Genomic DNA, 24,102 nt, shown 5'->3' on the forward strand with positions numbered 1-24,102 from the left:
GGACGTTCACACGGGCCGGGAGACATGGAGCTGCGCGTACAGCCAGCCGTCCGTCTCCAGGCCCCTGGCGTCCACACCGGCAGCCGACATCGTCTCCAGCATCTGCGCCTGTTCCTCGGGGGAGGCGAACATCCGCTGCTTGAAGACCCCTTCGACGCGCTCGGTCCGGTAGCCCAGTCCGTCCAGCGCGCGTTCGACGGGGGAGAAGGGGAACATCCGCAGGACGAAGTGCGCCATCCACGGCCTGCGGCCCTCCAGGCTCCGCACGACGCGGGTCAGCGTCCGCTCGGTGACGTAGCCGAGGCAGCCGGTGGAGATCACCAGGTCCGTTCCCGCGAGCTGGGCGCGCTGCCGCGGCGTGGGGTCGTGCCGCTCCAGGTCGGCGTGCACCGCGTCGTCGAGGTAGCCCGCCTCCCTCGCGTACGCGAGGGCGTTGCCCGAGGTGTCGAGGCCGACGAAGCGGGGCGCGTGCGCGGGGCGACGGGACCTCGTCAGCTCCCTGTCCCGGGCGAGCAGCGCCGCGCGGGAGCCGTCGGCCTCCGCATCCGGCTCCCGCCGCGCGTCCGCGTCGATGCCGTCCTCGGAGCCGCCGCCGTAGCGCGCGTACAGCTCGTCCATGGTCATGTCGTAGGTGAGCAGCGCCGCGTTCACACCGTACGAGCAGCCGATGTCCAGGATCTGGGGCACGGCGACGTGCTGCGAGTCGCGGTACTCCTTGATGAGCTTCGCGAAGTAGGGCTTGGCCTGCTGGGGGACGCAGTAGTCGAGACGGCGCAGCGAGCCGAAGTAGGCGCGCGGATCGGGGCGGTTGTAGATGTGGTCGAGCGAGACTTTTCCGGTGGCGTCAAAGCGCACGGGGCTTACTCCTCCGAGGATTCCGTCGCATACGGTGGGCGGGGCCCGCCGTCCTAGTCGAGCAGCCGGTCACCCCGCACGGCCCTGCCCTCGGCCTCCAGATGCTCGGGCAGCACCCGGCCGAAGAGCTGACGGGTGCGGGACACGCTCCCGATCACGCCAGGGCGCTCGCTGTACGCGAAGATCGCCGAGTGGCGCGCCGTGTCGCCCCGCACGGGGCTCACCCGGTGCAGGGAGTAGCGGCCCATGAAGAGCTGAAGGTCGCCGGGGCGCAGCCGCAGCCGCCTGACGAGCCGTTCGCCCCGCCCGGTCAGCACGTCCCTGACATCGTCGAAGTGCTCGTCCCGCGCCGACCTGATGCCGGGGCAGTATTCGAAGACCCCGCCCGTCCGCGCCTCCTGGGTGAGCATGCTGACGGTGAACTCGTTGGTGTCGAAGTGCCACGGGTGCTCCATGCCGGGCGCGACGACGTTGACCACCAGGCCCGAGAGCGGGTCGGCCAGCTCGTGCAGCCGCTCCAGCTCGAAGCAGCGCGCGAGGAAGTCCTTGAACAGCTCGTGGGAGTAGAGGCGGCTGACGAGCGCCTCGTCGGGGATGCGGTCGCGGGGGACGAACGCGTTGCCCCTGTCGAAGGACATGTGCCCGGGGTGGTCGGCGGGGAGGGAGGGGTCGGCGGCCGTGTTGTAGACGTTGACCGTCTCGACGTCGTAGTGCGCGCGGGGTGCGATGGCCGCGCAGTCCTGCCGCAGGATCTCGCGCAGCGACGGGCGGATGAAGTCGGGCAGTACGGTGCAGCCGACGTCCAGCAGTTCGCGCCGGGCACGGTCGACCACGGCCCGCGCACCGGGGCTCTCGGGTTCCGACAGGGGGTAGCGGGCGGTGTCGACCAGGTGGTCGAGCGTTCGCTGCTGCTCCGAAGTGCTCATCCGATCCCTCTCCGCGTGCGGCCCGTCGCCCCCGAGCCGACAGCGCCGAGCCGTGCGCCCGCGCGGGCCCGCCCTCGGATCACCGGCAACTCTACTGAGCGGTAACGCAGTTGACGCTTCCATAACGCCGACCCGTTGTCTGTGACACGTCACACGTCGCACGTGTGATGACACGGAGGGCTTCTTCGCTGTGCGCGGAGAGAGGCGCGGGCGGGGTGTGCTCAGCGGCCCGTCGGGTCCCCGGCGCGGGTGGCGTGCGCGAAGAGGTCGGCCAGCTCGCCCGCGTAGGCCGTCAGATCCACGTCCGGGTGAGCCCTCCAGTACGCGAACATGCCGTCGATGGCCGACTGGAGGCTGACGGCCATGACCCGCACGTCGAAGTCCCGGAACTCGCCGGACCGCTGGCCGTCGCGGAAGATCTCCTCCAGCGTGGAGTAGACGGGCTCGGCCCTCTCGACGCCGTAGTACAGCGCCCCGTCCCCGGTGCGGAAGCTGCCGAAGATCTCGATGAGCGCGATGTGCCGGGCCCGGTGGCCGCGCATGTACTCCGCCAGTGACTCGATGTGCATGCGCAGCCGTGCGGCGGCCTCGGCCCGGCCGTCCCGCCGGGGCCCGATGAAGGCACCGATCTCCCCGTACACCTGCTCCACGAGCCGCTCGATCAGCTCGTCCTTGCCGGCGAAGTGGTACGAGATGACGCCCTTGCTGATCCCGGCGTGCTGGGCGATCCGCGCCAGCGACGCCATTGCGTACCCCCGTTCCGCAATGACCTCGACGGCGGCCTCGATGATCTGCGCACGGCGCGCCTTCTCGATGAACGAGCGCTCCGTCCTCGGGCCCTTCACCTGCTCGCTCCTCCTCCCCGCCTCCCGGGAACACCGATTCTCCGGCCCGCGCAGTCCTCCGAAACCCGCGGCCAAAATTTCTGGCCGACCGGCCAACAATTTAGGCGCGTGGCCAACTCCTGTCCAGACCTATCCTGGCCCGGTGTTCACACCCCAGGGCCCCACCTTCCGCGAACTGACGGTGCAGGCACTTTCCTCCGTCGAGCGGGGATACGACCTCCTCGCCCCGAAGTTCGACCACACCCCGTTCCGTACGCCCGCGCGCGTCCTCGACGCGATCACCGAGACGCTGCGCCCGCTGGGCCCCTTCGGCTCCGGCCTCGACGTGTGCTGCGGCACGGGCGCGGGCCTGCGCACGCTGCGGCCCCTGTGCCACGGGCAGGTCACCGGCGTCGATCTGAGCGCCGGAATGCTGGCGGCGGCGCGCGAGGCCGACCCCGCCGCGCACTGGGTACGGGCCGACGCGCGCGCCCTCCCCTTCGCCGGGGCGTTCGACCTCGCGGTGAGCTTCGGCGCCTTCGGCCACTTCCTGCCCTCGGAGCGCCCCGGCCTCTTCGCCCAGGTCCACGCGGCGCTGCGCCCGGGCGGCGTCTTCGCCTTCCCCCTCGGCGCGCCTCCGCCGCCGCGCTCTCCCCTGTACTGGACGCTCCTCGGGTTCGACGTGGCCATGCGCGTGCGCAACGCGCTGTGGCGCCCGCCCTTCGTCATGTACTACCGGACCTTTCCCCTTCAAGGGGTGAGGGAGGACCTGGCGCGCGCGGGCTTCGCCGTGGAACTGCTGCCGATGGAGGAGTTCGGCCGCCGCCCCGACGGCAGCCCCCGCTGGCGGCTCGTGGTCGCCCGGCGGAGACCGGGCCGACGGACGCTCGGTCCGAGGCGCTGACGCGCGCGGTCCGACGCGCGCGGTCCCACGCGCAGGCGCGAGTTTCGTTGCCGTTTCGGCAACGCGGCTCGCCCGCGCCGCAACGGCCCCCCATGATCGTGACGTGATGTGACGTGGCGGGCGGTCGCGGAGGACCGTCGCCACCAGGTGCCCGAGTGCCGGGCCAGCCCACAGGGAGTACGGATGCCGCAGCCCACCGACCCGCCCGCCAGCCCGCCCACGCCCCGCGCCGAAGCCCGCACACGCCCCAGCACCCTGGTGCCGGAGGCACGGCACCGGCTGGTGGACGTGCGGGGAGGCCGTATCCACCTCGTCGAGGCGGGCACGGGGCCCCTGGTCCTGCTGGTACACGGCTTCCCCGAGTCGTGGTACTCGTGGCGCCACCAGCTTCCGGCGCTCGCCGCCGCGGGCTTCCACGCGGTCGCCATCGACGTACGCGGCTACGGCCGCTCCTCCAGGCCCGAAGCGGTGGACGCGTACCGGATGCTGGCCCACGTCGCCGACAACGTCGGTGTCGTGCACGCCCTCGGCGAGGAGACCGCGACGATCATCGGCCACGACTGGGGCTCGCCCATCGCCGCCCACTCGGCGCTGCTGCGCCCGGACGTGTTCACCGCCGTCGGCCTGCTCAGCGTCCCCTACTCACCGCCCGGCGGGCCCCGGCCGACGAGCACCTTCGCGGCGATCGGCGGGGACGAGGAGTTCTACGTCAGCTACTTCCAGGAGCCGGGCCGCGCCGAGGCGGAGGCCGAGCCCGACGTGCGCGCGTGGCTGGCGGGCTTCTACGCCGCGGTCTCCGGCGACACGATGCCGTCCGGCGAGAGCGGGGACAGCGGGGGACACGTCTTCTTCGTCCCGCCCGGCGGTCGCCTCTCCGACCGCTTCCCGGCCGGGCCCCTGCCCGGCTGGCTGTCCGAGGCCGATCTCGACGTCTACGCGGAGGAGTTCGAGCGCACCGGACTGACCGGGGCGCTCAACCGCTACCGCAACGTCGACCGGGACTGGGCGGACCTCGCCGCCTGGCACGGGCAGCCGGTCACCCAGCCCTCCCTGTTCATCGGCGGCGCCCTGGACGCCTCCACCACCTGGATGTCCGACGCGATCGCCGCGTACCCGGCCACCCTGCCCGGGCTGTTCTCCTCGCACCTGCTCGAAGGCTGCGGGCACTGGGTCCAGCAGGAGCGCCCCGAGGAGGTCAACGCCCTCCTCACGGACTGGCTCCAGGTCCTGCCCGGCTCCCCGGGCACGGGCGCCGAGTAGCCGGGGGCCGGATGGCCAGGGGCGCCGCGGGGGCTCTCGGAGGAGAGCGCCCGGCGCCCCTGGCCACCCGGCCTCAGCCGCTGCCTCCACTTCCTCGGCCGTCGCCCCCGTCCGCGTCACCGGGCCCGCCGCCGTCCTCGCTCCCCGCGGTGCCCGTGACCCGGCCGTGGGAGACCAGCAGCGCGCTGCGCAGCCAGGAGGGCATGGGGCGGGTGTGGGTGCTGTCGACCACCAGCGCCGCGACGGCGTGGAGCTTGGTGTTGGTGCGCTGGGAAGTGTCCACCAGGATCTCCCAGGCGGTGTCCGCGTCGCACCGCCAGGAGGCCATCATGATGCCGCACGCCTGATCGATGACGGGCCGTGTCTCCATGGCCTGCCGCAACTGCCTGACCTCCTTCCGTAGTTCGCCGACCAACTCGTCGCGCGGAACTCCCCGCACGTCCGGCGTCTCCCGCGCATCCGGCGTTTCCCGTACGTCGCACGTTTCCCGCGCGTCCTGCGTATCCCGCGTGTCCGCGGCCGTGTCCCCCGATTCGTCGCCGCAAGAGGTATAAGCGCTGTTCACCTGGATCTCGTCCACTCGGCCTCGCCGGAGACGCCGCGCGCCGGGGCACCGGCACGCCGGGTCCGGGTGCCGAAGGCCGGGGTGACGTGGTGGTCCACGATGGTCTCCAGAGGGCAATTGTTGTCGGGCGGCATGTTTTCTCTGCCCTGTGCATTCCACCGCACACGTGTGATCCGCCCTACGCCGGGGGCCCGGAAGCGCGAGCGGGGCGCCGGACGGGCGTGCGGTGGTACGGCCGGGCCCGGAGCGGCGACGGCCTGCCGGGGTACGCCGGGGAAGGCGGGCGCGACGTGGTTAGCTGGCCGTTTCGCGGTGGCGCCGCCGGTGGCGTGTGCCGGCCCGTCCGACGACGGTCGCGTGGGCGACGAGGACTGCACGAGAACTGGGAGACGTGGTGGACAAACTCTTCGCCGTCGAACGGGCACTGCGCACCGCGCAGCCGGACACGCTGCCGGAGGTCATCGCGGACGCGCTGCGGGCGCACTACGGCGCATCCGGCGTCGAACTGCGCATGATCGACTACGGGCTGACCACGCTCCAGGCGGTGGGTGCTTCCGGCGCCGCCCCGGCACCCGGCGCGGCACCCGCGCCCGTGTCCGCGTGGAACACCCCCCAGGGCCGGGCCTTCGGCGCCCAGGAGCCGGTGCTCGTGCCCGAAGCGCGGGGCGGGCGCGTCACGGCGCATCTCCCGGTGACCATCCGGGGGGACCGGATGGGCGTGCTCTCCGTCACCCTCCCCGAGGAGGAGTGCGGCAAGGAGCTGCTGAGCGGCCTGGAGTACATCTGCGAGGCGCTCGGGCACGAGGTCCTGGTGGCCGAGCGAGACACCGATCTGTACCTGCTCGCGCGCCGCACCGCGCGGCTCACCCTCGCCGCCGAGATGCAGTGGCAGCTCCTGCCGGGGCGCTCCTGCGTGCGGCCCGAGTTCGCGCTCGGGGCGCACCTGGAACCCGCCTACGCGATCTTCGGCGACAGCTTCGACTGGGCCGTCACCGCCGACCACCTGACCCTCTTCGTCGTCAACGGCATGAACGAGGGGATGGACGCCTCACTGCTCACCAACCTCGGGGTCAACGCACTGCGCAACGCCCGGCGCGCCGGTCTCGACCTCGCGGGCCAGGCCGTCCTCGCCGACCAGGCGATCTACGCGCAGTACCAGGGGACCGCCCATCTGTCCGTGCTGCTGCTGCGCTTCGACCTGGCGACGGGGGAGGTGGAGGCGATCGACGCCGGTTCGCCGCGCATCTGGCGGCTGCGCGACGGTGTGGAGTTCCTGCCCTGCGAGGCGCAGCTCCCGCTGGGCATGTTCGAGGACACGCGGTACGTGTCCGAGCGCTTCCGTGTGCGTCCCGGCGACCGGCTGCTCATCGGGAGCGACGGGGTCTACGACACCTCGTCCGCCGCGGGCGAGTCGTACGGCGAACGCGCACTCGGCCGCACGCTCATGGCCACCAGGCTGCTGCCCGCTGCGCAGGTCCCTCGCGCGGTGCTCCGCGAGCTGGGGGAGTACCGGGAGAACTCTCCGGTGCACGACGACGCCCTCGTGGTCTGTCTCGACTGGCACGGACGGGACGGGCACGACGGGCGGGATGGGCGGGACGGACGCGAGGAGGACGGGGCGGCGGCCCGGGTGCGGTCGTCACCGGAGGGGTGAGCCCGAACTGCGGGCCGCCCCAAGACACTTGCCGCTTGACAACTGTCCACGCATGACAACAATTGGATCGTGTCCCGGTACTCTGCGGTGTGCCGGGGTGCGCGGGCGCGGAAGGTGTCCCGTGGGCGTGCGCGGACCGTGCGCAGCCGGGTGTGCGTGGAGCGAGGGAGAGAGGGCCGAGGTGGTCAGGCGGGTCTGACGGCGCTGTCACCGCTCGCGGGACGTGATTTTGGGAGCGAGGAATCCACCGCCCCGCGAAAGCTCCTGAGCCCCTTGAGCAGTGCTTCACGATCCTTCGGGCGCATCGAGGAGAGGACGGCCAGCAGGGCGTCCTCGCGCTGGCTCCGCAGCCTTCTCAGATATGCCTTGCCGTGCCCTGTGAGGTGCAGCTCCAGTTCGCGCCTGCTGGTGGGGCTGGGGAGCCGCTCCACGAAACCGAGCGCTTCGAGCCTGTCGCACAGCCGGCTGACGGAGGAGGACGCGGCGCCCAGTGCCTCGCCGAGCGTGCGCAGGTTGATGCCCTCGTCCCGGTCGATGCAGTGCATGACCCGGAGCTGCGAGGCGGAGACCGGCGCGGTGGACGCGGCCTCCTTGCCGCGTTCCCACAGCACTTCCAGCAGCTCGATGACCTCGGTGGCCGTCTGGGCGGTCTCGTGCGGGTCATGGCCGGGGGGTGTGCGGTTCGCGCCCATGACAGTGACACTCCATCTCGGCGGCGCGGCCCCGGGCGGGGGGTCCGCGCTTGCCTGCTCGCTTGCGTTCCCGGGAAGCGGACAGGGCGCGCGTCGCGCGGAGGTGCTGCTGCCCCGGATGCGCGAGATGGCCACCGGCACACTGAGGCGTCCGCCACGCGGCAACCCTATCCTTGCCCCCCGGCTTGTTCCCGCCCTGGGCGATGTCATTCCGGGTGCCTCCCGGTGCCTCCCGGTGCCTCCCGGTGCCTCCGGATGATCGGCCCGCCCCGGCGCCGGCCTGGGCCGCGTACGGGGCGCGCCGTTCCGGAAGCCCGTGAAATAGCGCGGGCCCTGGCATTGTTGGCGCCTGAACACGCCCGTGACGGGCGGTGTCCACACGTGGAGAGAGGACCAGCAGGATGCCACTGACCGGCGAGTACGAGCCCAGCCCGACGGAGTGGGTACGGAACCAGGTCGAGCAGTACGAGCGCTCGGGCGGCACCGAGGGCACGACGATGAACGGAATGCCGGTGATCGTGCTGACCACCAAGGGGAACAAGTCCGGCAAGATCCGTAAGACGCCGCTGATGCGCGTGGAGCACGACGGGCGTTACGCGGCCGTGGCGTCCCTGGGCGGCGCGCCGAAGCACCCGGTCTGGTACCACAACGTGCTGTCCCACCCGACGGTGGAACTCCAGGACGGTCCGGTGCGCAAGGAGTACGTCGCCCGCGAGGTCACCGGCGAGGAGAAGGCCGAGTGGTGGGACCGCGCGGTGGCGGCGTTCCCCCCTTACGCCGAGTACCAGAGCAAGACGGACCGCGAGATCCCGGTCTTCGTCCTGGAGCCCGTCGACGGCTAGATCGCGGGGGGCGCCGCGCTGGACCGTGCGGGTGGGCCGGCGCCGCGCCCCCGTCACAGTGCCGCGTAGGTGCGTTCCGCGATGTCGATGACGTCGCCGGGGCGGAACTGGCCCGCGAAGTGCCGCAGGTTCTGAGCCCGGTCATCGGCGCCGGTCACCGAGCCGTCGTTGCCCTCACCGGGAAGCAGCGCGTCGCAGAACTCGGCGACGTCCTGCACGATGCGCTCCAGGCGGTAGTAGGCCAGCGTCTCGCGGTCGGGCGCCCCGTCCGTCCCGTCCCTGCCGTAACCCCGGTAGAACGCGGCGCACTCCTCCGCCCGGTTCCAGGTGCCGCCCACGCCGCCGCCGACGAACATCAGATCGCGCTCCCTGGGCGCCAGCACGGGGTCGTCCCAGTCGACGACGGTGAGCGAGCCGTCGTCCCCGGCCATGACGTTGCCCGCGTGCAGATCTCCATGGCACAGCACCGTCGCCCGCCCCCGGCCGCGCAGCACCGCCGCCAGCCGCTCGGCGCGCGCGACGATGCCCGACAGTTGCCGGCGGTGCTCCACGAGCAGCGCCGCCAGACCCCGCGCTGGCGCGTCGGGCAGCTGCTCGGGCGGGCCCGAGGCGAGCCGGGCACGCACCTTCTCGCGCCACTCGCCGCCGTACGTCTCGACACGGACCGACGCACGCAGCTCCGTCGGCAGGTCGCCGATCTCGTGCAGCGCGCGGACCGAGGCGCCCAGCTCCGTCCACTGCCCGGGCGTCAGCTCCGTCTCGAAGCCGCTGCGCCCCTCGACGAACGGCTGGAGGACGGCGGCGTGCCCGTCGAGATCCGTCACGAGCCTGCCGTGGCGGTCGGGCACGGGGGCGACGACGCGCGCCGCGCCCGCGCGGGCGAGGAAGTCCTGCAACTCCACCTTCGAGGTGTCCACGCCGCCGCGCCGGAGCTTGAGGAAGTGGACTCCGGTGTCCGCGACGACGCGGTACGCGGCGGCGTCGGCGTCCGCGCCGAGGTTCAGGAAGGCGACCTCCGAGACCTCCAGGCCGTAGAGATCCTCCAGATGCCGTACGAGCGCGCCGTCCCCGGCGCCGGGCTTCGCGATCACGGGACACAGTGTCGCAAGTGGCCGCCGTGGAGGGCGTGTCCGGGGAAGGGCACCCGGGCGCGGGGCGCGCCGGGGAACGCTCTAGTCTCCTCGCTCGTGACCGAAACCTCCGCACACCTCGATGCGACGGCCGACGCCTACGATGCCGTGGCCACCCTCTACGCCGAACTCGCCCGCGACGCGCTGGACGGCTTTCCGCTGGACCGCGCGGTGCTGGCCGCCTTCGCCGAGCAGGTGCGGGCCACCGGGCCCGGCAACGGCACGGGCTCCGGCACCGGTCCCGGGCGCGTCGCCGAGCTGGGCTGCGGCCCCGGGCAGACGACCGCGCACCTGCGGGACCTCGGGCTGGACGTCTTCGGCGTCGACCTGTCGCCCGCGATGATCGGCCTCGCCCGCGAGGCGTACCCGGACCTGCGGTTCGAGGTCGGCTCCATGGACGCACTGGACCTGCCCGACGGCGAGTTGGGCGGCATCGTGTCCTGGTACTCGGTCATCCACGCCCCGCCCGAGGACATGCCCGCGTACCTCGCCGAGTTCCAGCGGGTGCTCGCGCCGGGCGGCCACCTCCTGCTCGCCTTCTTCGAGTCGGAGGGCGGGCCTGTGACGCCGTTCGACCACAAGGTGGCGACGGCCTACCGGTGGCCGGTCGACGACCTCGCCGCGCTGGCCGGTGCCGCCGGTTTCACCGAGATCGGCCGGATGCTGCGCGAGCCGGGCGAGGAGGAGCGCTTCCGCCGGGGCCATCTGCTGATGCGCCAGGACGGGCCACGCGGCTGACCGCCCGCACCGCGTACGGGTGTGCCCGCCGGGCGGGCGGGAGCCGTACCCGGCAGGCGCACCTGAGCCCGGGGCACTACGCGGGAGCCACCTCCTTCGGGCTGCCCGCCGCCATCACCTCGCCGCCCGCAGCGCCCCCCGCGGGACCGAGGTCGACGACCCAGTCGGAGGCGCGGACCACGTCGAGGTCGTGCTCGATGGCGACGACGGTGTTGCCCGCGTCCACGAGCCGTTGCAGCACGTCGAGCAGCCGGGCCGTGTCCGCCGCGTGCAGCCCTGTGGTGGGTTCGTCGAGCAGGTACAGGGTGCGGCCCGTCGCGCGTGCGCCCAGTTCCCTGGCGAGCTTGAGGCGCTGCGCCTCGCCGCCCGAGAGCGTCGTCGCGGGCTGGCCCAGCGGCAGATAGCCGAGGCCGACGTCCGCCATCGGCCGCAGCCGCCTGGCCACCCGCGGCACGTCGCCGAAGACCGTCAGCGCCTCCTCGACCGTCATGTCGAGGACCTGCGCGATGTCATGGTCCCCGTAGCGCACCGCCAGGACCTCGCGGGTGAAGCGGCGCCCGCGGCAGGCGGGGCAGCGTACGTCGACGGCGGGCAGGAAGTGCATGGCGACGCTGAGCACCCCAGCGCCGGAGCAGCGCTCGCAGCGCCCTCCGGGCACGTTGAACGAGAAGCGCCCAGCGGCGAGCCCGCGCTCGCGCGCCCCGGCCGTCGCGGCGAACACCTCGCGGATCGGGGTGAACACCTCGGAGTAGGTGGCCGCGTTGGAGCGCGGCACGCGCCCGATCGGCTGCTGGTCGATCGTCACGACCTTGTCCAGGTGTTCCCAGCCGTCGATCCCGTCGTGCGCGCCGGGTGCCTCGCCAGCGCCATAGAACCGCCGGCGCGCCGCCCGGTCGAGGACGTCGAGCAGAAGGGAGGACTTGCCGGAGCCGGAGGGTCCGGTCACCGTGACCAGGAGCCCGAGGGGCAGCCGCACGGTGACGTTCTTGAGGTTGTGCGCCCGCGCCCCGCGGATCACCAGCGCCCGGTCCTCGCGCGCGGGCCGCTGCCGCGATACGGGCATGGCCAGCCGTCCCGTCAGACAGTCGGCGGTGACCGAGCCCGAGGCGGCGGCGACCTCCGCCGGGGTGCCTGCGGCCACCACGCGCCCGCCGTGTCTGCCCGCGCCGGGGCCGATGTCCACGAGGTGGTCGGCGGCGCGCAGCACTTCCAGGTCGTGCTCGATGACGAGCACCGTGTTGCCCAGATCGCGCAGCCGCCGCAGCACCCCCACCAGCCGCCGCGTGTCGGCGGGGTGCAGCCCGATCGTCGGCTCGTCGAGCACGTACAGCACCCCCGTGAGGCCGGAGCCCAGCAGCGCGGCCAGGCGCAGGCGCTGTGCCTCGCCCGCCGAGAGGCTGGGCGTGGCCTGTTCCGGCGTCAGATAGCCGACGCCGACGTCGGCCAGCCGCCGCACGCGCTCGTGCAGATCCGCGACGACCGGCTCGGCGATCAGCCACTCCTCCCGCGCCGAGCGCCCGCGCAGTCCTTCGACCCAGCGGGCCAGCTCGTCGAAGGACATGCGTGCCGCCTCGACGAGGCTCAGACCCGCGACGGTGACGCGCCTGCTCTCGGGCCGCAGCCTGGTTCCCTCGCAGTCCGGGCACGTCTCCCTGACCAGGAGCCGTTCGGTGCGCTCGCGGTAGTCGGCGTCCTCGATGCGGTCGGCGTAGCGCCGCAGCACGTTCGTGACGACGCCCTCGAAGCGCCCGGCGCCGACCGTGGCGGGCGGCTCGACGCCGGGGGCGTGCCGGCGGAACTCCGGGCTGTGGACGCCGTGGAGCAGCAGATCGCGCTGGGCCTCGCCGAGGGCGCCGACGGGAACGTCCGCGTCGAAGTCGAAGCCGTAGTGCCGTGCGGCGGCGCGCAGCACCGGGATGTTCCGCTCCGTGAGGGCGGGGAGCCAGCCCAGTACGGCGCCCCCGGCGACGCCCCGTTCGTGGTCGACAAGGCGGTGCACGTCGGCCCGGATGACGACGCCGAGCCCGGTGCAGGAGGGGCAGGCGCCGGCGGGCTTGTTGAACGAGAAGTGCCCCATCGCCAGTTCGGGCAGCGGGTGGCCGCAGTGCGGGCAGGGCACGCGCGTACCGTCCTCGCCCGTGCCCGCTTCGACGCCGCCACCCGCGTCGTCCGTGCCGTCCGCACCGTCCGCACCGTCCGCACCGTCCGCGCCGGGCTCGTCCTCCCACGCGCTCTCGTCGTCGCTCACGTGGTACGAGGGCGGGACGTCGTGCCCGCACGCCGGGCAGGGGCGGCGGCCGACGCGCGCCCACAGCAGCCGCAGATACGTGAAGACCTCGGTGACGGTGCCGACCGTCGACCGGGGGCTGCGGTTGGTCAGATGCTGGTCCACGCTGATCGACGGGGACAGCCCGCTGATCGAGTCGACGGACGGCTTGCTGACGAAGCCGGTCACCATGCCCAGGGACTCCAGGTACTGGCGCTGGCCTTCCTTGTGCAGCGTGTCGAAGGCGAGTGTCGACTTGCCCGAGCCGGAGAGGCCGGTCAGGACGACGAGCTGGTTCTTCGGTATGTCCAGGGAGACGTTCCTGAGGTTGTGCAGGCGCGCGCCCCGCACGCGGATCGAGCCGTCCACGCGGTGGACGGGAGCCTCGGATGTGCGCTTGCTGTCGATGACGTCCATACTTTCAAGTTTTCCATTGAACTTCCTGTGTGGACTTTTTCCCCGCAAGGGCCTGAAAAGGCAGAAGAGAGGCCCGCGTAACCTTCAACTCGGGGTGAATCCGATGGCCGAAGGGGACGGGCGATGAGCGGGACGAAGGGGAAGACGAAGGGACGCCGGGAGAAGGCGGGGCTGCGGCCCGTCGACCTGGCACGCGCGGCGGGGATCTCGACGCAGCAGGTCCGCAACTACGAGGAGGCGGGCATCCTGCCCCCGGCGGCGCGCACCCCCTCCGGCTACCGCACGTTCGACGCCGGACACGAGGGGGCCCTGCTCACCTACCGGGCGCTGGCGAAGGGGTACGGGCCTGGCACGGCGCGGGCCGTCATGCTGGCCGTCCACGAAGGCGACGTGTCAGGGGCGCTCGCCCTCGTGCACGCGGACCACGCCGCGCTGCACGGGCAGCGGCTCTCGCTCGAAGCGGCGAGCGAGGCGCTGGAAGCCCTCGCGCGGCAGAAGCCAGGCGCCCCGGCTTCGCCGTCGTCGGGGATGCGCATCGGGGACGTGGCCGCGGCCGTCGGGGTGCGGACGTCGGCGCTCCGCGTGTGGGAGTCGGCCGGACTGCTCACCCCGGAACGCGAACGGGCCACCGGCTACCGCCGCTTCCACGCGGCCGACGTCCGCGACGCGCGGCTGATCAGCATCCTCCGCCAGAGCCACTACCCGCTGCCCCAGATCCGCCCCGTGCTCGACGGGCTCCGGCGGACGGGCAGCAGCGACGCGCTGCGCGCGGCGATCGCACAGCGGCGCGCGGAGGGCGTACGCAAGGGGGCGGCCATGCTCGAAGGCGCGGGGCGGCTGCACCGGTATCTCACCGACGAGGGCCTCGTCGCGCCGTAGCGGCCGGGGGCCGGGGGAGTCCGGCCGGGAGGGGGCGGCGGGGCCGCCCCGTGGAGTCCCCGCGTCCGGAGCGGCGGTGCGCGGCCGGGCGCGGGGAACTCTCAGGTAGGGTCCGTCGGAACCCGTCCGTTCAGGACTGGGGACGGCTGCCGTGGTTGGCCCCGTTCTTACGACGTGCCTTCTTCTTGCGGCGGCGCTTCGAGGACATGGCGTCTCCTTTCTGGGTGATGCTTTTCGCCAAGTTTCCACCCTTTCATACGGGTGTCCCTCTTGGCGATCACGGGTCCCCGTGCCAGCGGCCCGGCCCTCATCTGCCCCGTGAAGCACCTCACAGTGCCACAGGCACAGCAACGGCCGCACGGGTCACCCATGTCCCTCACGTCGCCTGCGTCATGTGTGTCACGCGTGCCCCGGTGACCCGCCCCACCCCGGCGGTCGGCCGTCGCGGTCCACGGGGAACCTTCGCCGTCCGTGCCGGGCCGGGGATTTGTGCCGGGACGACAATGCGCGCGAGAACGATTCGCCTCCCGGTGAGCGCCTTTCCCGGCGGGAATTCCTTTCCCGCAGTGCCCATTGACACCTTTCCCGGGCGCCAGCATTCTCTTGCGGCGCGGGGGCCGCCACTTGGGAGGAAAGTGTGTCCGAGCGTCGTTCTCCTCGTCTCCGCTCGCCCCTTCGCCGACGGATATCCCGTCTCGCGGCACTGCCCCTGGCCGCCGCTCTCGTGGGCACCGCGCTGAGTGCTTCCTCGGCCGCGACAGCGGTCGCGGCGCAGCCGTCGGCCGACGGGCGCTACGTCGCGCTCGGCGACTCCTTCACCGCGGGCCCCGGCATCGCTGACCAGGACCCCGACTCGGGGCTGTGCGCGCGTTCCGACAAGAACTACCCCTCCCTCCTCGCGGCCGGGACGGGCGTGTCCAGCTTCACCGACGTCAGTTGCAGCGGCGCCGTGACGGGCAGCATGACGGCGTCGCAGTTCGGGAAACCGCCCCAGTTCGACGCGCTGAGAGCGGACGACGAACTGGTGACGCTCGGCATCGGCGGCAATGACGCCGGGTTCGCCGGAATCATCGCCACCTGTGTCCTCCTCGCGGCCTTCGACCCCGAGGGCGCCCCCTGCGAGAAGCACTACACGAGCGGCGGAACGGACCAGTTGGAAGAGGACATTCTCGCCGTCGAACCGAAGATCGCGGCCACGCTCAAGGGAATTCACGAGCGTGCGCCGAAAGCGCACGTCGTGGTCGTCGGCTATCCCGTCATCCTGCCCGAATCCCGCACGGAATGCGCCCCGGACAATCCCAACAGAAACGCCGTCGCCGAAGGCGACGCGCCCTATCTGAACGAGAAGCACCGGCTCCTCAACACCGTCATCGCCCGCCAGGCGGAGGCCAACGGTGCCACGTTCGTGGACACGTACAGGCCCAGCCTCGGCCACGACGCCTGCCAGGCGCCGGGCGACCGCTGGATGGAGGGCATCTGGGACGTCCGGAACGGCGCCCCCGTCCACCCCAACGGCCTCGGCATGCGCGCGATGGCCGACGCGGTCCTGGCCGCGCTGGACGGCGAAGCCCCGTAGCCGCTCCCTGGCCGATCTCTGGCTGTTTCCTAGTCGCGCCGGGCGATGATCTGGAGGTGCTCGGCGGTGTGCCCGTGCAGCGTGGGCGCCGTGCCCGTGCGCTCCTCCTCGACCGCGAACCCGTGTGAACCCAGCAGCTCGCGCAGATGCTCAGGCCGGTGGTGGCGGAAGGTCGCGCCGTCGGCCGTGGTGAAGACGCCGTACATATGGTGCGCGGCCGGGCTGTCCTCGTAGCGCCGCACGTTGCGCGCGTCGCTCTGCACCGGCACATCGCTGACGTACAGCACCCCGCCCGGCCGCACGAGCCTGGCCACCTCCGCGACGATCGCCCGCTGCGCCGCGTCCTCGGGCACGCAGTTGAGGACGACGAACAGGAGCGCCGCGTCGAAGGAGGCGTCCTCGAAGGGCAGGGGGAGCGCCGGCATGTGGGTGAGGTCCAGCTCGGGGTGCTCGCGCCGCCCCCGCGCGATCAGCGCGTGCGAGGGGTCCACGCCGTGGACGTGGCCGTAGCCCAGAGCCGCGAGCTGGGCGGTCAGCCGCCCGTAGCCGCAGCCGTAGTCCAGGACGCGCGCGTCACGGGGGAGATAGGTCTCCAGCAGCTCGGGGTCGAGGGGATGGGTGAAGGTCTTGGTGGAGCCGACGGCTTCCCAGTAGCCGTCCACTGCCGGGTGTTGGGCCATGGACGGACGCTACCGGGAGCGCGGCGCCCGCGGTGGCCCGTCGCCGCGTGGGGCCCGCGCGTGCGGCGGTAATGAGCCAGTCCCGGATTGCGGGCGCGCGGGCCGCGGGCGAGGGTGAGGGGATGTGGATCACGTCCGGGCCCGGCCGAGCGCGTGACCTGTGCGTTCTCGCCCTCGCGGCGGCCATGGCCGCGACCGCCTGCGCGACGGGCACGGGCGGACCCGCGCGCTCCCGGGAGCGCGCGGCGGAGCCCTCGTCGGCCTCGCCGTCCTCCCCGTCCGCCTCCAGGGGCGGGGGTGCGGGCCTGTCCGTCGAGTACCGGCACGCGGGGGAGGGGGAGAGGTGGGCGCGGGACTTCCTGCGGGACCGGAAACTGCCCCAGGAGGTGGCCCGGCACCTGAACGGGCAGCTCGACGCGCCCACCGCCGTCCGGCTGCGTGCCCGCTCCTGCGGCAGCTCCGACATCTCCTACGACCCGGTCGGCAAGCGTGTCGACGTCTGCTACGAGTTCGTCGACGAGGTGCGCGCGATGTTCGCGGACGCGGGGCGCACCGATGTGGAGGAGCGGACGGCGGGCGTGGTGCGCGAGACGCTCTACCACGAGGTCGCCCACGCGCTGCTCGGCCAGCTCGACCTGCCCTACGTCGGACGCGAGGAGGACGTGGCCGACCAGTTCGCGGCGTACGAACTCCTCCCGCAGGGTCGACGGGGCTCCGCCGCGCTGCTCGCCGCGGCCGACAACTACGCCCTCTACGCGGAGGAGGCGGGCCCGGACGGCGTCGACCTCTCCGGCGAGCACACCCCGGACGCGGCGCGCTCGGCCAACTACCGCTGTTACCTCTACGGTTCCGCTCCCGCCACCCACGAGCGGCTGGTCGACGGCACGCACCTGAGCGAGGACCGGGCCGAGCTGTGCGTGGACGAGTACGGGGACCTGGAACGCGGCTGGAAGAAGCTGCTCGCGCCCTACGCGGCCGGGAAGCGGACCGGGCACCGGTCGTGAGCGGGCTCCGGATGCGCGAGCCGCGCTCCGGATACGCGAGGGTACGGAAGCGGTCGGAGATGCTCCTGTTTCACCCCGAATGGCCCAATAATCGGTGCGCGGGGTTAGGGGGCAGAGCCCGGGGGTTACTCGCACCGCGTGGCTAGGAAACGGCAGACCCCGGCACATGTCAGCGGTGAGCGGAACGGCCCGGGAGCCCCTGGGGACTCCGGCTCCGGACCGGCTCCGGACGTGGAGCGCTCCGCTCCCGACCAGCCCACGCACCTGGGCGGCAGGTCGTGGAAGGCGGCGCTGCGGCGTACCGCCACCGAGTTCAAGGACGACGAGCTGAGCGACCGCGCGGCAGCGCTCACCTACTACTCGGTACTGTCCCTGTTCCCCGCGCTGCTCGTCCTGGTCTCGCTGCTGGGCATCGCGGGCCCCTCGGTGACGGACACGGTCCTGGACAACGTCAAGCAGCTCGCGCCCGGCTCGGCCCGTCAGATCATCACCGACGGGGTGAAGCAGTTGCAGTCCAGCGGCGGCACGGGCTCCGTGCTCGCCATCGTGGGGCTGCTGGGGGCGCTGTGGTCGGCCTCGGGCTATGTCGCCGCCTTCATCCGCACGTCCAACACCGTCTACGACATCCCGGAGGGCCGACCGGTCTGGAAGGTCACGCCCCTGCGGCTGGCCGTGACCCTGGTGCAGATGGTCCTGGCCTGCGCGAGCGCCCTGATCGTGGTCTTCACCGGCGGCATCGCGCGGCAGGCGGGCACGGCACTGGGCCTGGGGGACAGCGCCATGACGGTCTGGTCGATCGCCAAGTGGCCGGTGCTGGTCGTGCTGGTCACCATCATGATCGCGATCCTGTACTGGGCGTCGCCCAACGCGCGTCTCCGGGGCTTCCGGTGGGTCACCCCCGGCAGCTTCCTCGCGCTGGTGATCTGGCTCGTGGCCTCGGGGCTCTTCGCGGTGTACGTCGCCAACTTCGGCTCGTACAACAAGACGTACGGCACCCTCGCGGGCGTGATCATCTTCCTGGTGTGGCTGTGGATCACCAACCTGGCGATCCTGCTGGGCCTGGAGTTCGACGCCGAACTGACCCGCGAGCGCGCGATCGTCGGGGGCCACCCCGAGGACGAGGAGCCCTATGTGGCGCCCCGTGACGACAGCAAGTGGACGGAGACGGACCGTAAGCGGATGGGCGCGGGATGACGCGCCCGCTTCCGCGCCCAGGTCAGGCGGATGGTCGCGGACGCGGGCCGGTCCCGCCAGCGGAGAGCGGCCCACCGGGTGAGACACGCGCCCTGGCCGCTCCCGACGGACGGATCCGCGTATGACACCGCCCGTGACGGGTAGTGCGGGCGGACGGCAAGCGAGGAAAGGCAGGCAGGGTGATGAGTCATTCCGTCGAGGACCGGACGGCTCCGCGGACGCAGGCCCAGAGGGAGTCGCAGACGCGGGCGCCGACGCACACGCACACCGCGCGGCGCGGTGACGCGCACACCGAGGAGTCGGTGGGCGTACTGGTGTCGCGGGCGACGGAGCAGTTCTCCCGGCTGGTCCGTGAGGAGATGCAGCTCGCCCAGGCGGAGATGCGCCAGAAGGGCAAGCGCTTCGGGCTCGGCGGCGGCATGTTCGGCGCCGCGGGCCTGGTCGGCATCCTGGCGCTCCAGGCCATGGTGGCCACCGCGATCATCGCGCTGGCGCTCGTCCTGCCCTGGTGGGCGTCCGCGCTCATCGTCACCGGGGCCCTGCTGCTGATCGCCGGAATCCTGGCGGCCCTGGGCAAGCGGCAGGTCAGCAAGGCGACACCGCCCGCGCCCCAGCAGGCGATCGAGAGCGTGAAGGCCGACATGGCCGAGATCAAGGAGAGGGCGCACCGATGACGGACGGCTCCAGATCCGCCGCGGACGGCGCGGCTCCCTCCCCGCAGGAGCTGCGCCTACGGGTGGAGGACACACGCGAGCAGCTCGCCCGCACCGTCGAGGCGCTGGCAGCCAAGGCGGACGCCAAGGCTCTCGCGCGGCAGAAGGCGGCGGGGGCCAGCCAGGCCGTGCGCCGCAATCCGGTGCCGCTCATCGGCGCGGGGGTGGGCGCGGCCGTCGTCGCGGCGCTCGTTCTCGCCGCCGGACGCAGGAGGAGGTGCGGGCGATGAAGGGCTCGAAGCTGCTCTACAAGCCGGTGGGCCTGGCGCTGGGCGCGCTCAGCGGTGTGGTGGCCGGTGCGGCCTTCAAGCAGGTGTGGAAGCTCGTGGGGCACGACGAGGACGCCCCCGACGCCACGGACGAGGACCGGGCCTGGCGCGAGATCCTGCTCGCCGCCGCGTTGCAAGGCGCGATCTTCGCGGCGGTCAAGGCCGCGGCGGACCGAGGCGGCGCGACGGCCGTCCGCCGCGTCACCGGCACCTGGCCGGGCTGACGCCCGGCGGCCACGGCCGACAGCACGCGTGACGGCCCACGGCCCAACGGCCGGGCTGACGTCCGACGGGCGCCCGGCGCACGCCATGCGCCACCTCACGCGCCCGTCGGCGTCCAGACCTCGCAGACGCCTCAGGCGTCCTTCCACTCGGGCATGCCGCCCGCCGTCGTCCCGGTGTCGAGCAGGACGAAGGAGGCGCCCTGCGGGTCCGACACCGCCGCGAGCCTGCCGAACGGCGTGGTCTGCGGACCGAACCGCAGCACGCCCCCGTTGCGTGTCGCACGCTCCACCGCCGCGTCGCAGTCGTCGACGCCGAAGTAGAGGTTGATGGACGGCGGGGCATCGGCGGGTACCTGGTCCGACATCTTCAGCCGTCCCAGGACGGTGTTCTCGCCGACCTGCAAGGCGACGAAATCGACCTCGTCGCTCACCATGCGCCGTGCGCGGTAGGGGAAGACGGAGGTGAAGAAGGCGTCGGACCGCTCGGGTTCGCGGGTGAAGATCTCGGCCCAGCAGTACGTGCCCGTCTCGCCGCTCGCCTCGAAGCCCTCGTGCACGCCCGCCTGCCAGACGCCGAAGGTGACGCCCGTGGGGTCGCGCGCGATGAGCATCGTGCCGAAGTCGTCGACCCGCATCGGCCCCATCAGCACTTCGCCGCCGTTGTCGCGGACCTTCTGGGCCGTGGCGGCGGCGTCGGGCGAGGCGAGATAGAGGCACCAGGCCGACCGCGGCCCCTCCTCCCCGGGCATCGGGGGGACGACGGCGGCCACGGCCTTGCCGTCCTTGTACGCCTGCGTGTAGTTGCCGAACTCCGACGCGCTCTCGCCGAAGGTCCAGCCCAGCACTTCGCCGTAGAAGGCTTTCGCGCCCTCCACGTCGGTGAACATCGCGTCGGCCCAGCAGGGTGAGCCCTCTGGCAGTGCGGTCATGGTGGCGACCTCTCCCGCTTGGTTCCGCTCGGTTTCCGGTCGGTTTCGGGTCGGTGGACGGCTCCGTCTTCCACGGTAGTGAGTTACCGCCGGGTCCGGCAGACGAGATCCGTCCGGTTATTAATTCAGTTGATTGACTTAAGAATGTGGATCCGGTTGACTGCCGCGTGCCCGGCTCACCTCACACGCCCGGCACGCTTCGAGGAGGCACCCACATGACGCAGGTCCAGGGCACGGAACCGCTGTCCTATCCGATCGCCTCTCCAGCGCCCCTGGAGCCGCCCCCGGAGTGGGCGGAGCTGCGGCAGACGTGCCCGGTGGCCCGGGTGACGCTGCCGAGCGGCGACGAGGCCGCGCTGCTGACGCGGTACGAGGACGTGAAGACCGCACTCTCCGACCCGAGGCTGAGCCGCGAGGGACTCGCCTCGCCGGACGCGGCACGCGTGGCCGCCGGTGACTCGGAGGGCATCTTCAGCAGCCCCATGGCGAAGGCGCTCAATGACGAGGGCCACGAGCGCTGGCGGCGCATGGTCGGCAAGTGGTTCACGGCGAAGCGGATGACGGCGCTGCGCCCCGGCATGGAGGCCATGGCCGACCAGCTCGTCGACGGGATGCTGGAGCACGGGAAGCCCGCCGACCTCGTCACGCATCTGGCCTTCCCCCTCCCGGTGTTCGTGATCTGCACCATGCTCGGGGTGCCGGAGGGCGACCGGGACAGGTTCAAGAACTGGTCGGACACCTTCCTGAACACGACGGGGTACACCCGCGACGAGACACGGGCCGCGCACGAGGAGTTCGCCGCCTACATGTCGGGGCTCGTCGAGGAGAAGCGCGCGCGGCCGGGGGACGATCTCCTCAGCCTGCTCATCGCGGGCGCCGACGGCGACGGCGAGCCCATGTCCGAGGCCGGGCTCGTGGCCACCGGGCAGGCGCTGCTCCTCGCGGGGCACGAGACCACGGCGGGCTTCATCACCATGATGGTGGCGCACCTGATGGCCGACCGCCGACGCTGGGAACGGCTGCTGGCCGACCCCTCGAAGACCCGCCTCGCCGTCGAGGAGGTGCTGCGGTACGACCCGAACGGCAGCGGCTTCGGCATGCTCCGCTACGTGCACGAGGACACCGGACTCTCCGGCGGCGTGGTCCCCGCCGGTACCACCGTCGTGTGCAGCATGGCGGCGGCCAACCGCGACGAGCGCGCGTGGCAGGAAGCGGACACCATGGACCTGGGCCGCACCCCCAACCCGCACCTCACCTTCGGTGCAGGTCCGCACTCCTGCCTCGGCCAGCCGCTGGCCCGCACCGAACTCCAGGCCGTGCTCGGCGTGCTGCTGCGCAGGCTGCCCACCCTCGACCTCGGCGTCGAGGTGACGGACCTGCGCCGCCAGGACGGCATGCTGACCACCCCGCTGCGCGAACTGCCGGTGACCTGGTGAGCGGCGGCGGCACGCGCACACCCCGTGCCTCGCGCGTCGCGGAGACACACGCGGCCCTGATGTCGGCGGCCGAGCGGCTCTACGCGGAACACGGGCTCGCCGCCGTCTCGAACCGCCAGATCGGGGAGGCGGCGGGACAGGGCAACGTCACCGCCGTCAGCTACCACTTCGGCGGCAGGCCAGGACTCGTGCGCGCCATCATGGCCAGGCACGGCGAGGCGGTCGACCGCATCCGGCAGCGCTACCTCGACGGGATGGGCGGGAGCCGCGACGTCCGGGACTGGGTGGACTGCCTGGTGCGCCCCGTACCGGAGTACCTGGGCTCGCTCGGCGTTCCCTCCTGGCACGCCCGCTTCGCCGTCCAGGTCATGACCGACCCCATGATGCGCGCGCTCGTCACCGACGAGGCCCTCGTCAGGACGACACTGAGTCAGACCCTCGACGGACTCGGCGGCTGCCTCCGGACGCTTCCGGCCGAGGCCAGGGCCGAACGCGGCAGCATGGCCCGCCACCTGATCATCCACACCTGCGCGGAACGGGAACGCGCGCTGGCCGAGGGCAACGCGCCCCTGCACGCGTCATGGGAGCACACGGCCGACGCGCTGTCCGACGCGATCACCGGCCTGCTCACCGCGCCCGTCACCACCCACCGCAACCGCGACCGTGACCGCGACCTCGATCGCGACCGCCTGGAGGACACCGCATCATGAAGATCACCGTCGACGAGGACAAGTGCTGCGGCGCGGGACAGTGCGTGCTGATCGCGCCCGAGGTCTTCGACCAGCGGGACGACGACGGCATCGTCGTCCTGCTCGACGCCGAACCGCCCGCCGAACACCACACGGCCGTCCGCGAGTCGGCCGACGTGTGCCCCGCTGCCGCCATCCACCTCGGCGGGACCCCGTGAGCACACCCGGACACGTACTGGTCGTCGGCGCCTCCGCCGCAGGGCTCGGCACGGCGGAAGCCCTGCGCCGCAAGGGCTACACGGGCCGGCTGACCGTCCTGGGCGACGAGACCCGGCTGCCCTACGACCGGCCGCCGCTGTCCAAGCAGGTGCTCTCGGGCGCCTGGCAGCCCGAACGGACCCAGCTCCGCGCCCAGGAGGTACTGGACGCGCTGGACGCCGAGTTCCTGCTCGGGGACGCGGCCCTCTCCCTCGACGCGGAGACGCGCACCGTCCGTACCGCCTCCGCGCGTACGCTGAGCGCCGACGCCGTCGTCGTGGCCACCGGGCTGCGCCCCCGCACCTTCCCCGGACAGGAGGACCTGCGCGGCGTGCACGTGCTGCGCACGCTGGACGACGCCATGGCGCTCCGCGGCGCGCTGCTCGACGCCGGGGACCGGGGGAGAGTCGTGGTGGTCGGGGACGGTGTGCTCGGCGCCGAGATCGCCGCCACGGCACGGCGGATGGGTCCGTCCGTCACCCTGGCGGGCCCGCAGACCGCGCCGATGACCGACCAGCTCGGCCCGCACCTCGCGCGCCTGCTGGCCGAGCTGCACACCGAGCACGGGGTGCGGGTGCGCGGCGGCACGGCCGTCGCCGGTCTCACGTCGGAGCGGGGACGGGTCAGCGGCGTACGGCTGCCGGACGGCGAGACCCTTCCCGCCGACGTGGCCGTGGTGGCGATCGGCTGCGTCCCGGCCACCGACTGGCTGGCCGGGAGCGGGCTGCGGCTGGCGGACGGAGTGGTGTGCGACTCCCGCTGCCGCGCGGCGGAGGGGATCTACGCCGTCGGCGACGTGGCCCGCTGGCACCACGACCACCTCGGCGTCCCGCTCCGGCTGGAGAACCGCACGAGCGCGGTCGAACAGGCCGGGGTCGTCGCGGCCAACATCCTCGGCGAGGACCGCGCTTACGTGCCCGTCCCGTACTTCTGGACGGACCAGTACGACGTGAAGATCCAGGTGTACGGGGTGCCGTCCCCCGATGCCGAGGTGACCGTCGTGGAAGGCGGCGAACACGACCGCCGGTTCGTGGCGCACTACACGAGGGAGGGCCGCGTCACGGCCGTGCTCGGCTGGAACATGCCGCGCCAGGCCCGTCTGCACCGGCAGGCACTCGTCGACGGCGGCGCGCACACCCCCGTGCTGCCGAGCCGCTGACGCACCGCACCACCCGGCC

General features: G+C 72.7%; 26 protein-coding genes. 16 read left to right on the forward strand and 10 right to left on the reverse strand.

Translation table 11 applies throughout. The features are described 5' to 3' along the window. Window positions 1-6 precede the first annotated feature (6 nt). From ACYVOO_RS19980 to ACYVOO_RS19990, 3 genes are all read right to left on the reverse strand, one after another. Entirely contained in the window at window positions 7-855 is an 849-nt protein-coding gene (locus ACYVOO_RS19980) for a class I SAM-dependent methyltransferase (protein ID WP_461017005.1), read from the reverse strand. Window positions 856-908: 53 nt separating this feature from the next. Continuing rightward, window positions 909-1,781 carry a HalD/BesD family halogenase gene (locus ACYVOO_RS19985; RefSeq protein ID WP_461017006.1) on the reverse strand — a complete coding sequence of 291 codons (873 nt, stop codon included), beginning with the start codon at window positions 1,779-1,781 and terminating at the stop codon, window positions 909-911. Between the two features lie 221 nt (window positions 1,782-2,002). Further along, window positions 2,003-2,626 carry a TetR/AcrR family transcriptional regulator gene (locus tag ACYVOO_RS19990; protein WP_461017007.1) on the reverse strand — a complete coding sequence of 208 codons (624 nt, stop codon included), beginning with the start codon at window positions 2,624-2,626 and terminating at the stop codon, window positions 2,003-2,005. A gap of 142 nt (window positions 2,627-2,768) precedes the next feature. Between ACYVOO_RS19990 and ACYVOO_RS19995 the strand changes: the two genes are divergently transcribed. After that, window positions 2,769-3,509: a class I SAM-dependent DNA methyltransferase gene (locus ACYVOO_RS19995; protein ID WP_461017008.1), complete on the forward strand. Its 741-nt coding sequence runs from the start codon at window positions 2,769-2,771 to the stop codon at window positions 3,507-3,509. 183 nt (window positions 3,510-3,692) lie between these two features. Next, window positions 3,693-4,769 (forward strand): alpha/beta fold hydrolase, encoded by a 1,077-nt coding sequence (locus tag ACYVOO_RS20000; RefSeq protein ID WP_461017009.1) that lies wholly within the window; start codon window positions 3,693-3,695, stop codon window positions 4,767-4,769. 73 nt (window positions 4,770-4,842) lie between these two features. Here the strand turns inward: ACYVOO_RS20000 and ACYVOO_RS20005 are convergent, their stop codons facing one another. Beyond that, window positions 4,843-5,208 carry an ANTAR domain-containing protein gene (locus tag ACYVOO_RS20005; protein WP_461017010.1) on the reverse strand — a complete coding sequence of 122 codons (366 nt, stop codon included), beginning with the start codon at window positions 5,206-5,208 and terminating at the stop codon, window positions 4,843-4,845. 520 nt (window positions 5,209-5,728) lie between these two features. On the opposite strand from ACYVOO_RS20005, the gene ACYVOO_RS20010 reads away from it, so the two are divergent. After that, on the forward strand, window positions 5,729-6,988 hold the full coding sequence (locus tag ACYVOO_RS20010; protein WP_461017011.1) for a PP2C family protein-serine/threonine phosphatase: 1,260 nt from the start codon (window positions 5,729-5,731) through the stop codon (window positions 6,986-6,988). A gap of 185 nt (window positions 6,989-7,173) precedes the next feature. On the opposite strand, the gene ACYVOO_RS20015 is transcribed toward ACYVOO_RS20010, so the two are convergent. Beyond that, complete coding sequence (locus ACYVOO_RS20015) at window positions 7,174-7,680, reverse strand: MarR family winged helix-turn-helix transcriptional regulator (protein ID WP_461017012.1); 507 nt, start codon at window positions 7,678-7,680, stop codon at window positions 7,174-7,176. A 401-nt stretch (window positions 7,681-8,081) separates the two neighbouring features. Between ACYVOO_RS20015 and ACYVOO_RS20020 the strand changes: the two genes are divergently transcribed. Beyond that, window positions 8,082-8,522 (forward strand): nitroreductase family deazaflavin-dependent oxidoreductase, encoded by a 441-nt coding sequence (locus tag ACYVOO_RS20020; protein ID WP_461017013.1) that lies wholly within the window; start codon window positions 8,082-8,084, stop codon window positions 8,520-8,522. A gap of 53 nt (window positions 8,523-8,575) precedes the next feature. On the opposite strand, the gene ACYVOO_RS20025 is transcribed toward ACYVOO_RS20020, so the two are convergent. Beyond that, entirely contained in the window at window positions 8,576-9,613 is a 1,038-nt protein-coding gene (locus ACYVOO_RS20025) for a phosphotransferase (protein ID WP_461017014.1), read from the reverse strand. A gap of 96 nt (window positions 9,614-9,709) precedes the next feature. On the opposite strand from ACYVOO_RS20025, the gene ACYVOO_RS20030 reads away from it, so the two are divergent. After that, on the forward strand, window positions 9,710-10,390 hold the full coding sequence (locus ACYVOO_RS20030) for a class I SAM-dependent methyltransferase (protein WP_461017015.1): 681 nt from the start codon (window positions 9,710-9,712) through the stop codon (window positions 10,388-10,390). 76 nt (window positions 10,391-10,466) lie between these two features. Here ACYVOO_RS20030 and uvrA read toward each other — a convergent pair whose 3' ends face one another. After that, window positions 10,467-13,073, reverse strand: coding sequence for an excinuclease ABC subunit UvrA (gene uvrA, locus ACYVOO_RS20035; RefSeq protein ID WP_461017016.1), 2,607 nt, complete (start codon window positions 13,071-13,073; stop codon window positions 10,467-10,469). Between the two features lie 123 nt (window positions 13,074-13,196). On the opposite strand from uvrA, the gene ACYVOO_RS20040 reads away from it, so the two are divergent. Then, window positions 13,197-13,952, forward strand: coding sequence for a MerR family transcriptional regulator (locus ACYVOO_RS20040; protein ID WP_461017017.1), 756 nt, complete (start codon window positions 13,197-13,199; stop codon window positions 13,950-13,952). A 130-nt stretch (window positions 13,953-14,082) separates the two neighbouring features. Here ACYVOO_RS20040 and ACYVOO_RS20045 read toward each other — a convergent pair whose 3' ends face one another. Continuing rightward, window positions 14,083-14,160: a 50S ribosomal protein bL37 gene (locus ACYVOO_RS20045; protein WP_370443954.1), complete on the reverse strand. Its 78-nt coding sequence runs from the start codon at window positions 14,158-14,160 to the stop codon at window positions 14,083-14,085. A gap of 429 nt (window positions 14,161-14,589) precedes the next feature. Between ACYVOO_RS20045 and ACYVOO_RS20050 the strand changes: the two genes are divergently transcribed. Continuing rightward, window positions 14,590-15,528, forward strand: a complete 939-nt coding sequence (locus tag ACYVOO_RS20050) for an SGNH/GDSL hydrolase family protein (protein WP_461017018.1) — start codon at window positions 14,590-14,592, stop codon at window positions 15,526-15,528. Between the two features lie 29 nt (window positions 15,529-15,557). Here the strand turns inward: ACYVOO_RS20050 and ACYVOO_RS20055 are convergent, their stop codons facing one another. Then, window positions 15,558-16,208, reverse strand: a complete 651-nt coding sequence (locus ACYVOO_RS20055; protein ID WP_461017019.1) for a class I SAM-dependent methyltransferase — start codon at window positions 16,206-16,208, stop codon at window positions 15,558-15,560. 122 nt (window positions 16,209-16,330) lie between these two features. Here ACYVOO_RS20055 and ACYVOO_RS20060 point away from each other — a divergent pair, with 122 nt between their 5' ends. From ACYVOO_RS20060 to ACYVOO_RS20080, 5 genes are all read left to right on the forward strand, one after another. Continuing rightward, complete coding sequence (locus tag ACYVOO_RS20060) at window positions 16,331-17,212, forward strand: DUF4344 domain-containing metallopeptidase (RefSeq protein WP_461017020.1); 882 nt, start codon at window positions 16,331-16,333, stop codon at window positions 17,210-17,212. A gap of 138 nt (window positions 17,213-17,350) precedes the next feature. Then, window positions 17,351-18,406, forward strand: a complete 1,056-nt coding sequence (locus ACYVOO_RS20065) for a YihY/virulence factor BrkB family protein (RefSeq protein WP_461017021.1) — start codon at window positions 17,351-17,353, stop codon at window positions 18,404-18,406. A 182-nt stretch (window positions 18,407-18,588) separates the two neighbouring features. Next, complete coding sequence (locus ACYVOO_RS20070; RefSeq protein WP_461017022.1) at window positions 18,589-19,080, forward strand: phage holin family protein; 492 nt, start codon at window positions 18,589-18,591, stop codon at window positions 19,078-19,080. Beyond that, entirely contained in the window at window positions 19,077-19,349 is a 273-nt protein-coding gene (locus ACYVOO_RS20075; RefSeq protein ID WP_461017023.1) for a DUF3618 domain-containing protein, read from the forward strand. Before ACYVOO_RS20070 ends, ACYVOO_RS20075 begins: the two co-directional genes overlap by 4 nt. After that, window positions 19,346-19,612, forward strand: coding sequence for a DUF4235 domain-containing protein (locus ACYVOO_RS20080; protein ID WP_461017024.1), 267 nt, complete (start codon window positions 19,346-19,348; stop codon window positions 19,610-19,612). Before ACYVOO_RS20075 ends, ACYVOO_RS20080 begins: the two co-directional genes overlap by 4 nt. Before the next feature lie 131 nt (window positions 19,613-19,743). Here the strand turns inward: ACYVOO_RS20080 and ACYVOO_RS20085 are convergent, their stop codons facing one another. Beyond that, window positions 19,744-20,541 (reverse strand): VOC family protein, encoded by a 798-nt coding sequence (locus ACYVOO_RS20085; protein ID WP_461017025.1) that lies wholly within the window; start codon window positions 20,539-20,541, stop codon window positions 19,744-19,746. Between the two features lie 215 nt (window positions 20,542-20,756). On the opposite strand from ACYVOO_RS20085, the gene ACYVOO_RS20090 reads away from it, so the two are divergent. The 4 genes from ACYVOO_RS20090 to ACYVOO_RS20105 are packed head-to-tail and all read left to right on the forward strand — an operon-like array spanning window position 20,757 to window position 24,083. Continuing rightward, complete coding sequence (locus ACYVOO_RS20090) at window positions 20,757-21,977, forward strand: cytochrome P450 (protein WP_461017026.1); 1,221 nt, start codon at window positions 20,757-20,759, stop codon at window positions 21,975-21,977. Further along, window positions 21,974-22,687, forward strand: a complete 714-nt coding sequence (locus ACYVOO_RS20095; protein ID WP_461017027.1) for a TetR/AcrR family transcriptional regulator — start codon at window positions 21,974-21,976, stop codon at window positions 22,685-22,687. The genes ACYVOO_RS20090 and ACYVOO_RS20095 overlap by 4 nt, the downstream gene beginning before the upstream one ends. Continuing rightward, on the forward strand, window positions 22,684-22,884 hold the full coding sequence (locus ACYVOO_RS20100) for a ferredoxin (protein WP_461017028.1): 201 nt from the start codon (window positions 22,684-22,686) through the stop codon (window positions 22,882-22,884). Before ACYVOO_RS20095 ends, ACYVOO_RS20100 begins: the two co-directional genes overlap by 4 nt. Next, window positions 22,881-24,083, forward strand: coding sequence for an NAD(P)/FAD-dependent oxidoreductase (locus tag ACYVOO_RS20105; protein WP_461017029.1), 1,203 nt, complete (start codon window positions 22,881-22,883; stop codon window positions 24,081-24,083). The genes ACYVOO_RS20100 and ACYVOO_RS20105 overlap by 4 nt, the downstream gene beginning before the upstream one ends. Window positions 24,084-24,102 lie beyond the last annotated feature (19 nt).

Source organism: Streptomyces daliensis (assembly GCF_054782395.1).